This is a genomic window from Flavobacterium sp. R1_16 (assembly GCF_057652095.1).
In genome coordinates this window covers 1-11329 of record NZ_JBYFCG010000012.1, presented here as the reverse complement: position 1 = coordinate 11329, position 11329 = coordinate 1, and the positions used below count along the sequence as shown (strand labels likewise).

Below are 11329 nucleotides of genomic sequence, written 5' to 3'. Positions count from 1 at the left end.
ATCAAATAAACTACTGCTTGAAAACATTTTGCTATATTTGTTCGAAGGGCTGTGAGGTTTTTTCACAGTCTGACGTTGTGCGATATACCACGTGACGAAATTTCCATGAGAATATTTTTAGAATTTTAGCTTTTATTCATTAATTTAGCTAAATGGATAAAAATATAGAAACTGGTTTAGATTTCATAATTGATAAGTTGACAAACTCTATTGAAAATGTCGTGACAGGAGACAGTTTTCAAACTGAGATTTCAATTTTGCAGTCTTCTGACATCAAATCCTTAGCTAAAAAAAATGGTTGGGTATTTGACTGGAGTGCAGAATTTAAAAATCCTTTGAGAGATGTTTATAAACTGACTATTGTTGGAAACTCGAACATTATTCAAGGTCTTGTAAGTTTGGAAATTAAGAGCGACCACGTTTATATGCATCTTGTTGAAAGTGCTCCATTTAACAAAGGAAAGACAAAAATGTATGCTGGTGTTGCGGGGAATTTAGTTGCATATGCTTGTAAATTATCCTTTCAGAGAGGTCACGAAGGAAATGTTTCTTTCCTTTCAAAATCTCAACTGATTAATCATTACGTTGAGAGTTTGGGGGCAATCCATTTCGGAGGGAGAATTATGATAATTGAGACTAAATCCGCTTTAAAGCTTATTAATAAATATTTTAAAAATAAATAGACCCATGAAAACAAAGAAAACATATTTGGACATTGACATCATCGGGGAAGTAAACTCTTTAACTCCTGAAGAGGAAAAAGCTTTGAGTGAGTTTTTTCAAAAGAGAAAGCTTACCAAGAAAAAACGTACAGAGAAGAAAATCAGTACATAAAGGTACATCGCACAACAAGGGTTTTGTGCAATAGGGGTTTTCGTAGTTCATTCAAATTTTTTACTTTTAACAAATTATCAACGGGCAGACAGTTTCGGTTTTCATAAATCCCCTACTGACACAAAGCCCAAAACCGTTAGCGTAAAGGCGCACAGCACCTTTACGCTAATGGGGCGCGCCCTTCCGCTAACTCGACGCTTGAAGAAATCAAGCGACTTCGTCAAGCGCGCGCCCCATTAAGCGATAGCAAAAAGCAGACTCAATCTTCTAAAGCAATTATGAGAGAAAAACTAATTTTATTGACAATCATCGGACTATTGTTTTCATGCAATCAATACGAAAATAAAAGTGAGACTGACCGAGAAGAGGTTAATTCAAAACAACTGAATGACAAAATAGCAAGTAAATCAGAACGACAAATAATAATAGAAGAACTGAAACGTCTTCAATCAATTTTAGCATCCAATAACAAGGAAAAAATTGCTGATATTTTTAGGTTTCCAATTAATAACGAAAACATCTTATATGTTGACAATGAAGACTTTCATGAACAACTCGACAAAAACGGTGAGAAAATAACTAAAACCATGTTCATTAGTTTTTATAACGATATTTCTGAGAGTATCCAAACTGAACAAATAAACCAACTTTTTAAAAAATTAGACATTACTAATCTTTTAAGTAAGGACAAATTAGAGTATACTGAAATAATTAAAACAGAACCTTGCCATCATTTTTATGGTGTAACAATAGAAAATAAACTTGTAACTCTTACCGTAGGGACAAATTCAAATATAGACTATAAAAGCAAATCGACTTCAGAGGACGAGATACCAGAAAATGACAGTTCAATGTGTGAGCATGTAATTTGGTGGGTGTTCACTTTTGACGGAAAGAAACTATTATTTAAAGAAATTACAGGAGCGGGGTAAAAATTGCCATCGCTTAACAAGGGTTTTGTGCAATAGGGGTTTTCCCGGTTAAATTATATTTTCTACTTTTAACAAATTATCAACGGGCAGACAGTTCCGGTTTTCATAAATCCCCTACTGACACAAAGCCCCAACCGTTAGCAGTCATTTAAAACAATCATATGATAAGAATATTTACAATTTTATTATTAACTTCTTTTTTTTCAGCAAAAGCTCAAAACAAATTTCACTTAAATAAATATTGCGAAAATTCTAAAATTGCTTTTGATTCAGTTCTTGTCGAGAAAAAAATTGTGAGATTTCAGATTATTGATTTTGCAGAAATGAGATACGGTAAATGGAATGGAGAATATTCGGTTGAATGTATTTTACCCGACTATTCTAGTAAGTCTGAAAAGTCAGAAATTAAAGCTATAGCTGAAAGTTTGAAGAAACTAGACTCTAAGTTTACTCAGTTTACTTTTTATAAAAGTTGCGAAGTTTATCATATTTACATAAGTTCAACATATCCGACTAGGGAAAGCGCAAAAAAATTAGAAGAAGGTTATATCGGAGAGTTTGAAATTTTAAAATAAACGTCTGCTAACAGCGGTTTGGCGCAATAGCTACAATTCAATAAATAATAACGTCCGATTTTCCGCTGGAAAATCTTATCTTAGCAAGAAATAATACGTTTCACGAAGTCGCTACTGCGCCAAGCCGCATTCCAAGATCAAATCCAAATTTTTAAGCACAAAATTTACTCATTTCTACATAAGGTGTTCCTCTGTTTACCGTTGCAAATACTCTTGATACAATTTTGTTTCTGATGATGTTTAAAACTACCATTTTAGGTTTGCCTTCTTCCACTCTTTTTTGATAATACAGTTTGAGTTCTTTGTCGTGTTGAATGGCGCTTATGGCTGACATGGACAATAGACTCTTCATCTTTCGATCACTAATTGGGTGAGTTTTATTGCGTCCATTGATGCTTGTCCCTGATTGATAGGGATAGGGAACTAATCCACAATAGGCTGAGAACTGTCGAGAACTCTCAAAACGCGTGTAATTGTGAGTATGTAGTAGCATTTGAACTGCCAGTACCATTCCTACTCCTTTGACTGTTTTGGATAGTTTATAATTGTTTATCATGGCTTCATCCATTTTTATAAGCTCATTCATCGCTTTTTCTGTGGTGAGAATTTGCTTTTCTAAATGATTGATATTCTCCTTTAAGATTCCCAAGGAAACATCATTTAATTCATCTATAACTATTTCTTGCATCCCTTTGTAAAGATTCTTGCTCGCGGTAAGCTGTTTGACTAATTGTTCACGTAAACTCATCATCCTTTGTAATTCTATTAGCTTCTTTGCTGGAGGGACGGATGGTATCAATTCTTCCCTTCTTAGCCAGGCGTAGTTGGCTATTTCCCATGCATCTGCCTTATCACTTTTACCTCGCTTTAATCCCATTGAACGCTTAATCTCTATGGCGTTGATACAACAATAACGATGCTTGTTCTCAAACAAAAAATAACTTAATAGTATACAATACCAACCGGTATGCTCAAAGCAAAATAAGGTTTCTTCTAAATTGATTTTTTGCTTGATGGTCCAACTAATAATTTGTTTGAAGCCTTTTTCATCATTGCTGAATTGTTTGTGAACTTTAGTAGTTCGTACATAAACATCTAGTGTTAATTTGGAAACATCAATTCCAATAGTTTCTGTTACTTTTTTCATACATTTGTTTTTAGGATAAATAAATACCTTGCTGTGCTATCGCCTTTAGCGGGTCTAAAAACCCATCATTCCAACTAGTACTGGCAAGTCCGAAAGTAGAAACGGGTCTTATGCAGCTTATAGGTCTCAACCCTACGAAACGTTTTAGTTCACCCGTTTCTTCTTCGGAAAAATAACTATTTATTTGATTATGCAAACTAAAGGCAAAACGTTAGTGGCAAGCCTCGAGAACGATCCGACAACATCAGACACGCTGACAATTAAACATAAAAAGTAAACCATTTTTGACGAGTGACCAAAGACATACAGACCATATTGAAATCGGACATCAAGTAAGCCGACACTCACTACCGACCCTATATTTTTTATTTTTTTTCCTACGCACTTTTTTAAAAACAATTTTAGCCAACCGCACAAACGGCACATTTGGTTTTGCCCCAACCGCACAAGCCGACACACAGGCAAAACCAAAAGAGCCGTTTTTTAGCCAACCCTTCAAATACAGATGAAACTCTATATTAAAAATATGGTATGCAGCCGTTGTAAAATGGCAGTGAAATCAGAGTTAGAAACACTTGGACTGCACCCTATTTATGTTGAGTTAGGTGAAATTGAAATTCAAGAAAGTAATATTGAAAAAGTTAAAGAACATTTAATTTCAAATTTACAATCATTAGGATTTGACCTGATGAATGATAAACAAAGTAAAACCATAGAGAAGATAAAAAACTTAATTATAGAGTTAGTTCATTATCAAAGTAATGATACAAAATATAATCTTTCGGATTATCTCACACAAAACATTTTGCAGGACTATAATACGCTGAGCCGTTTATTTTCAGAAGTGGAAGGCACAACTATTGAAAAATATTTTATTAATCAAAAAATTGAAAAAGTCAAAGAATTACTAACGTATGACGAACTGAATTTAAGCGAAATTGCCGAACGGCTTCATTACAGTAGTGTAGCACATTTGAGCAATCAGTTCAAAAAAGTTACAGGATTTACGCCTACATTCTTCAAGCAGATGAAGAATAAAAACCGCAAGCAAATTAATGACATCTAAATTTTACAAATCAAACCCTTAATTGTGTAACGTGTCCTAATACACATAATGGTAAATTTGCAATGTTATTAATAGTATAAACTCTAAAAAATACAAAAATGAAAATCGCCTTAACATTATTCACAGCATTGCTGTCATTTACAGCCTGTAATGCTCAAATTAAAAACTCAAAAACTGAAACCTTAAAAATTTACGGAAACTGCGGAATGTGTGAAAGCACCATTGAAAAAGCAGGTAATATGAAAAAGGTAGCCAACGTAGATTGGAACAAAGACACTAAAATAGCTACCATAACTTATGATGCAACAAAAACAAACCAAGACGAAATTCTGAGACGTATTGCATTAAGCGGTTACGACAGCGACAAATTTCTTGCACCTACTGATGTTTATGCAAAACTTCCTGAATGTTGCCAATACGAACGTGTAAACAAACCCGTTGCAAAAACAGAACCAAATACAGAAACACACGACCATTCAAACCATACGACAATAAGCGAAAAGCAGGAAACAAACCAAATGAAAGCTGTTTTTGAAAGCTATTTTGCCGTAAAAGATGCTTTGGTAAAAACAGACGGCAATACGGCTTCTTCAAAAGCAAAAGATTTGAGCAACGCAATTTCCGCAGTAAAAATGGAAACATTAACAACAGATGAACACAACGTTTGGATGAAAGTGATGAAAGACCTTTTATTTGATGCAGAGCATATTTCAGATACCAAAGATATAGGGCATCAAAGAGACCATTTTATGAGTTTGTCAAAAAATATGTATGAACTAATAAAGGTTTCAAAATCCGAAACACCTGTTTACTATCAGTATTGTCCAATGGCAAACGGTGGTAAAGGTGCAAATTGGTTAAGCAAAGAAGATGCAATCAAAAATCCGTATTACGGTTCACAAATGTTGACTTGTGGTAGCACAGTAGAAACAATTAAATAAAAAATCAATGAAACACACATATCACATACACGGAATGACCTGTAACGGTTGCCGTAAGCACGTAGAAGAAACACTTTCAAAAGTACAAGGCGTTTCAAAAGTTGCTGTTGATTTAGAAAAAGCAGAAGCGACTATTGAAATGGAAAAACATATTCACTTGGAAACATTTCAGGAATCCTTAAAAAATGATGGTGGAAGATATAGTATCCATAATTTAGGAGAACATCATCACCATTCAGAACCCAAACAGCACGACAAACCAAAAGGAAAAGGAACGGGCGTATTTTATTGCCCGATGCGTTGCGAAGGCGATAAAACATACGACAAAGCTGGTGATTGCCCAGTCTGCGGAATGGATTTGGTGGAGGAACAAAATCTATCAACTTCCAATACAGAACAGTGGACGTGTCCAATGCACCCTGAAATTGTACAAGACGAACCTGGCTCCTGCCCCATTTGTGGAATGGATTTAGTACCCATGCAAGCCGACCTTTCTTCGGAAGAAAAGACCTATAAAAAATTATCAAAGAAGTTTTGGATTGCAACCGCATTTACATTGCCCATTTTCTTCATCGCAATGAGCGAAATGATTCCAAACAATCCTTTATATGAGCTGATGGGACAAAAACAATGGAACTGGGTGCAGTTTTTTCTATCCATTCCTGTCGTGTTTTATGCCACTTGGATGTTTTTTGAACGAGCCTACCGAAGCATCAAAACCTGGAATCTCAATATGTTTACGCTAATCGGAATTGGTGCTGGTGTAGCTTGGTTATTCAGTGTGGTGGGTATGCTTTTTCCGGATTTTTTCCCCGATCAATTTAAATCACATCATGGAGCAGTCCACGTTTATTTTGAAGCAGCAACCGTTATCTTAACCTTGGTGTTGTTGGGACAGCTTTTAGAAGCCCGTGCACATAGTAGAACCAATTCGGCAGTGAAAGAATTGTTGAAATTAGCACCCAATAAAGCCACAAAAATGGTTAATGGTGAAGAGGTGGAAGTCAGCATCGACAAAATAGAATTAAACGATATTCTTAAAGTAAAACCTGGTGAAAAAATTCCTGTTGATGGTGTTATCATCGAAGGTGATACAACCATTGACGAATCTATGATTACGGGAGAGCCAATTCCTGTGAATAAAGCTATGAACGATAAAGTAAGTAGTGGAACGATAAATGGCAATCAAACCTTTTTGATGAAAGCCGAAAAAGTGGGTAGCGATACCTTGCTTTCTCAAATTATTAAAATGGTAAATGATGCCAGTAGAAGCCGTGCCCCTATTCAAAATTTAGCCGATAGAGTGTCGGGATATTTTGTACCGATTGTAGTTCTCATTGCGGTAAGCACCTTTATAGTTTGGGCAATTTGGGGACCAGAACCTGCTTATGTTTATGCATTAGTCAATGCAATAGCCGTTTTAATTATTGCTTGTCCGTGTGCTTTGGGCTTGGCAACGCCAATGTCTGTAATGGTTGGCGTAGGCAAGGGTGCCCAAAATGGCGTGTTGATTAAAAATGCCGAAGCACTTGAAAAATTCCACAAAATAGACACCTTAATCGTTGATAAAACAGGAACGATTACGGAAGGAAAACCAACCGTAGAAAGTATCGGTTCTTTCAATAATGGTTTTAGAGAAAGCGAAGTACTTCAATACATTGTTTCATTGAACACAAATAGCGAACATCCTTTAGCCGAAGCAACCGTTAAATACGGAAAAGAAAACAATGCTGAAATAATCAAATCGGAAAATTTTAATGCTGTTACAGGAAAAGGTGTTGAAGCTACTATCAATAGTCAGAACGTTGCTTTGGGAAATCCAAAAATGATGGAATACGCTAAAGCCGAAATCAGTTCTAAAATGGAGGACGAAGCGAAAGCATTTCAAAAACAAGGAAAGACGGTTTCTTATCTCGCAATAGACAATTCGGTGGTTGGTTATGTTGTTATAGGTGACAAAATAAAAGTAACAAGTGCCAAAGCCATTAAAGAATTACAAGAAAAAGGCATAGCAGTTGTAATGCTGACAGGTGATAATCACGACACCGCACAAGCAGTAGCTTCAGAGCTAAAACTTACAGATTTTAAAGCAAGTATGTTGCCTGAAGATAAACTGAAAGAAGTGGAGAAGCTACAAGAAAAAGGGAACGTGGTGGCAATGGCAGGAGACGGAATTAATGATGCACCCGCATTAGCAAAAAGCGATGTCGGAATAGCAATGGGAACAGGTACAGATGTTGCCATTGAAAGTGCGATGATAACTTTGGTCAAAGGCGATTTAAACGGAATTGTAAAAGCCAGAAATTTAAGTGATGCTGTAATGAAAAACATTAAGCAGAATCTGTTTTTCGCCCTTGTCTATAACATATTAGGAATCCCAATTGCAGCAGGTGTATTATATCCGTTTTTCGGAATATTGCTCTCGCCTATGATTGCTGCATTGGCAATGAGTTTTAGTTCAGTTTCGGTAATTGCAAATGCACTTAGACTTCGAAGTGTGAAAATATAAAAACAAGGAAAAGGTGAATTTAAAAACGAGTTTAATCAACGAATAGACATGGAGAAATTAATTAAAATAGTTGCCAGCAGCCAAAAACAGTTCATCAACCTTACACGCATAGCAATTTTTATTGTGATGGCTTGGATTGGTGGACTGAAAGCGTTTCAGTATGAAGCAGACGGGATAGTTCCTTTTGTTGCGAATAGTCCGGTAATGAGTTTCTTTTACGACAAAGAAGCTCCCGAATACAATGAATATAAAAACCCTGAGGGCAAAACAGTTCAAAAGAACATTGACTGGCATAAAGAAAACAATACATACATTTTTTCTTATGGTTTAGGAACAGTCATTGTGATGATCGGCATTCTTACGTTATTGGGAATTTGGTATGCCAAAATTGGTTTTATTGGAGGTATGTTAACTTTTGGAATGTCTTTGGTGACCTTATCATTTTTGATAACCACCCCCGAAGTATATGTTCCAAATTTGGGTGGCGATTTTCCCACACCTCAATTTGGCTTTCCTTATTTGTCGGGAGCAGGACGACTTGTAATCAAAGATATAATTATGTTAGGAGCAGGATTAATCTGTGCTTCTGATAGTGCAAAACAATTATTGAACAAAAGATAAAAATATGAAAATCTTAAAATGGATATACAAAACCTTTTTCAGAAAAAACTGTTGCCGATAGCTTTATTGCTATTGGCAACAACTTCCCTTTTCGCCCAAAAAGTAGTTCGTTATGATTTATATGTAACAGACACATTGGTAAACTACGCAGGAAAAGAGAAAATAGCCATTGCCGTGAACGGTCAAATTCCAATGCCTACACTTACTTTCACAGAAGGTGATACTGCTGAAATTGTAGTGCATAATCAGTTAAAAGAAAGTACTTCTTTGCATTGGCACGGAGTATTTTTGCCGAACAAAGAAGATGGTGTGCCCTGGTTAACACAGAAACCCATTGAGGCAGGTACAAGTTTTACTTATCGTTTTCCCATTATCCAACACGGAACACACTGGTATCATTCACACTCAGGTTTGCAAGAACAGATTGGTATGTATGGCAGTTTTATAATGAAAAAACGAGATGACGATAAAACATTCCGAAAAGGAATAGATGATTTGCCAACCGTTCCCATTATTTTGAGCGAATGGACAAACCTAAATCCCAATAATATCAACCGTATGTTGCATAATGCCAACGATTGGTCGGCAATAAAAAAGAATGCCACACAATCCTATGCAGAAGCGATTAGAGCAGGACATTTCAAAACCAAACTTGCCAACGAATGGAAACGAATGTTGGCAATGGACGTGAGCGATGTCTATTATGACAAAATTTTAATCAATAGAAATCACACTTCCGATTTAAAAACGGTTGACGGTAAAACATTAAAAGCAGGAGACAAAGTACGATTGCGAATTTCAAACGGTGGGGCTTCATCCTACTTTTGGTTGCGCTATGCAGGCGGAAAAATTACAGTTGTTGCCAATGACGGCAACGATGTAGAGCCTGTGGAAGTAGATAGATTGATTATTGCCGTTTCTGAAACTTACGATATTGTAGTAACCATTCCCGAAGAAGGAGTCTCTTATGAATTTTTAGCCACAACCGAAGACCGTACACAATCAGCAAGCTATTTTATAGGCAATGGCATCAAACAATTAATATCCCCACTTCCCAAATTAAAATATTTTGAGGGAATGAAAATGATGAACGATATGATGAAGATGGATGGAAATTTGGACGATATGGGAATGCAAATGAGCCTAAACAAAATGGATATGAACGTGGTGATGTATCCCGAAATTACGGGTGATGCAAAACAAAAGCAAGATCATAGCCAGCGCAATATGGATAACGACCCCAACCGTTATAATGCAAATGCATTAGGAGAAATCAAAACCCTGAACTATGCAATGTTGCAATCGCCCCATAATACTACACTTCCAAAAGATGCACCAGTAAAGGAATTAAAGTTTACCCTTACCGGAAATATGAACCGTTATGTGTGGAGTATGGACAATAGAGTTTTTTCAGAAACGGATAAAATCCCTGTAAAAAAAGGAGAAGTATTACGCATCACCATTTACAACAACTCAATGATGCGTCACCCGATGCACTTGCACGGTTTTGATTTTAGGGTAATCAATGGTAAAGGCGAATATTCACCACTCAAAAATGTGTTGGATATAATGCCTATGGAAACTAATACCATAGAATTTTTAGCAAACGAAGAAGGAGATTGGTTTTTTCATTGTCATATTTTATATCATATGATGGGCGGAATGAACAGAGTTTTTGCCGTAGACGATTACCAAAACCCTTATTTACCTAACAAAAAACAAGCCTACAATAAATTGCAAAGAGAAAGCAATATGCCACACTTTATGGCTCAAAATGATTTTGCAACCAATGGTAATGATGGCGAAGCAATGGTTCAAAATGCAAGATGGTCTTTAGGGACAGAATGGCGATTAGGTTACAACGATATGCACGGTTATGAAGTAGAAACTCATTTGGGAAGATACATCGGAAAAATGCAGTGGTTTATGCCTTTTGTTGGTTTCGATTGGCGGTACAGAATAATGGGAATGGATGAACACGAAACAAATATATTCGGACAGAAAAATAAAAAAGACACCCGAAGAGCCATTAGTGTAGGTTTTATGTACACCTTGCCGATGTTGATTAATTTTCAGGCAGAAGTTTATCACGATGGTATTGTACGATTGTCTTTGATGCGTGAGGACATTCCAATTTCTAAAAGAATAAGAGCCGCGTTTATGGTTAATACTGATTTGGAATATATGGTAGACTTGAAGTATATCGTCAATAAAAACATGGGTATTCGTACCCATTATGATAGTGATATGGGATTTGGTGTTGGGCTTAGTTTGAATTACTAAAGTCAACGCAATTTGCAAGCACAATTAAAAACTGCGCAAGCCGACACACGACCAAAGTTTTTAATAGAGCTTGCAAAACCGACCCAAAATAAAAATTGCTTTTAAAAAATTTCCAACGCTTCAAAAAAAAAATAAAAAACGCAACGCACAGCCGACACGACAATGACACAGAAACTCAATATTGACAATGGTTTACAAGCACAGCGGACAGAACGCCAGCACCTAACAGCGGTTTGGCAAAAGTGGCGGTTCAGTGCTCCGCAGACACATTTGTGGTTAATCAAAGTTCGGTTCTCCGCATCAACATTTGTGGTAAAAATCGCCACCTTCGCCAAGCCGCAAACCGTCCAAGATCAAATCCAAATTTTTAAGCACAAAATTTACTCATTTCTACATAAGGTGTTCCTCTGTTTACCGTTGC

At 36.3% G+C, this 11329-nt stretch carries 12 protein-coding genes; 10 read left to right on the top strand and 2 right to left on the bottom strand.

Going from position 1 to position 11329, the window contains the following annotated elements; translation table 11 throughout:
• Positions 1 to 152 precede the first annotated feature (152 nt).
• The 4 genes from AC23L6_RS13100 (at position 153) to AC23L6_RS13085 (ending at position 2341) form a co-directional block, all read left to right on the top strand.
• Complete coding sequence (locus tag AC23L6_RS13100) at positions 153 to 683, top strand: hypothetical protein (RefSeq protein WP_487562917.1); 531 nt, start codon at positions 153 to 155, stop codon at positions 681 to 683.
• A 4-nt stretch (positions 684 to 687) separates the two neighbouring features.
• On the top strand, positions 688 to 834 hold the full coding sequence (locus tag AC23L6_RS13095) for a hypothetical protein (RefSeq protein WP_487562918.1): 147 nt from the start codon (positions 688 to 690) through the stop codon (positions 832 to 834).
• A gap of 278 nt (positions 835 to 1112) precedes the next feature.
• Positions 1113 to 1766, top strand: a complete 654-nt coding sequence (locus tag AC23L6_RS13090; protein WP_487562919.1) for a hypothetical protein — start codon at positions 1113 to 1115, stop codon at positions 1764 to 1766.
• 161 nt (positions 1767 to 1927) lie between these two features.
• On the top strand, positions 1928 to 2341 hold the full coding sequence (locus AC23L6_RS13085; RefSeq protein WP_487562920.1) for a hypothetical protein: 414 nt from the start codon (positions 1928 to 1930) through the stop codon (positions 2339 to 2341).
• Positions 2342 to 2492: 151 nt separating this feature from the next.
• Here AC23L6_RS13085 and AC23L6_RS13080 read toward each other — a convergent pair whose 3' ends face one another.
• Together AC23L6_RS13080 and AC23L6_RS13075 are read right to left on the bottom strand one after the other, a co-directional pair.
• Positions 2493 to 3488 carry an IS110 family RNA-guided transposase gene (locus tag AC23L6_RS13080; protein ID WP_487562921.1) on the bottom strand — a complete coding sequence of 332 codons (996 nt, stop codon included), beginning with the start codon at positions 3486 to 3488 and terminating at the stop codon, positions 2493 to 2495.
• A gap of 10 nt (positions 3489 to 3498) precedes the next feature.
• Positions 3499 to 3684, bottom strand: coding sequence for a hypothetical protein (locus tag AC23L6_RS13075; RefSeq protein ID WP_487562536.1), 186 nt, complete (start codon positions 3682 to 3684; stop codon positions 3499 to 3501).
• 351 nt (positions 3685 to 4035) lie between these two features.
• Here AC23L6_RS13075 and AC23L6_RS13070 point away from each other — a divergent pair, with 351 nt between their 5' ends.
• From AC23L6_RS13070 to AC23L6_RS13045, 6 genes are all read left to right on the top strand, one after another.
• Positions 4036 to 4554, top strand: a complete 519-nt coding sequence (locus tag AC23L6_RS13070; protein WP_487562922.1) for a helix-turn-helix domain-containing protein — start codon at positions 4036 to 4038, stop codon at positions 4552 to 4554.
• A gap of 98 nt (positions 4555 to 4652) precedes the next feature.
• The gene (locus AC23L6_RS13065; protein WP_487562923.1) at positions 4653 to 5495 is read left to right on the top strand and encodes a DUF3347 domain-containing protein; all 843 of its coding nucleotides are present in this window, start codon (positions 4653 to 4655) and stop codon (positions 5493 to 5495) included.
• Between the two features lie 7 nt (positions 5496 to 5502).
• On the top strand, positions 5503 to 8004 hold the full coding sequence (locus tag AC23L6_RS13060) for a heavy metal translocating P-type ATPase (RefSeq protein WP_487562924.1): 2502 nt from the start codon (positions 5503 to 5505) through the stop codon (positions 8002 to 8004).
• A gap of 48 nt (positions 8005 to 8052) precedes the next feature.
• Positions 8053 to 8625 (top strand): reactive chlorine resistance membrane protein RclC, encoded by a 573-nt coding sequence (rclC, locus tag AC23L6_RS13055; protein ID WP_487562925.1) that lies wholly within the window; start codon positions 8053 to 8055, stop codon positions 8623 to 8625.
• 18 nt (positions 8626 to 8643) lie between these two features.
• Complete coding sequence (locus AC23L6_RS13050) at positions 8644 to 10908, top strand: multicopper oxidase family protein (protein ID WP_487562926.1); 2265 nt, start codon at positions 8644 to 8646, stop codon at positions 10906 to 10908.
• Between the two features lie 162 nt (positions 10909 to 11070).
• Positions 11071 to 11329, top strand: a 259-nt coding sequence (locus AC23L6_RS13045; RefSeq protein WP_487562927.1) for a hypothetical protein, incomplete at its 3' end; no start/stop codon positions are given.

Coding starts and splice junctions, on each gene's coding strand:
- AC23L6_RS13100 (WP_487562917.1), top strand. CDS start 153: ATGGATAAAAATATAGAAACTGGTTTAGATTTCATAATTGATAAGTTG.
- AC23L6_RS13095 (WP_487562918.1), top strand. CDS start 688: ATGAAAACAAAGAAAACATATTTGGACATTGACATCATCGGGGAAGTA.
- AC23L6_RS13090 (WP_487562919.1), top strand. CDS start 1,113: ATGAGAGAAAAACTAATTTTATTGACAATCATCGGACTATTGTTTTCA.
- AC23L6_RS13085 (WP_487562920.1), top strand. CDS start 1,928: ATGATAAGAATATTTACAATTTTATTATTAACTTCTTTTTTTTCAGCA.
- AC23L6_RS13080 (WP_487562921.1), bottom strand. CDS start 3,488: ATGAAAAAAGTAACAGAAACTATTGGAATTGATGTTTCCAAATTAACA.
- AC23L6_RS13070 (WP_487562922.1), top strand. CDS start 4,036: ATGGCAGTGAAATCAGAGTTAGAAACACTTGGACTGCACCCTATTTAT.
- AC23L6_RS13065 (WP_487562923.1), top strand. CDS start 4,653: ATGAAAATCGCCTTAACATTATTCACAGCATTGCTGTCATTTACAGCC.
- AC23L6_RS13060 (WP_487562924.1), top strand. CDS start 5,503: ATGAAACACACATATCACATACACGGAATGACCTGTAACGGTTGCCGT.
- rclC (WP_487562925.1), top strand. CDS start 8,053: ATGGAGAAATTAATTAAAATAGTTGCCAGCAGCCAAAAACAGTTCATC.
- AC23L6_RS13050 (WP_487562926.1), top strand. CDS start 8,644: ATGGATATACAAAACCTTTTTCAGAAAAAACTGTTGCCGATAGCTTTA.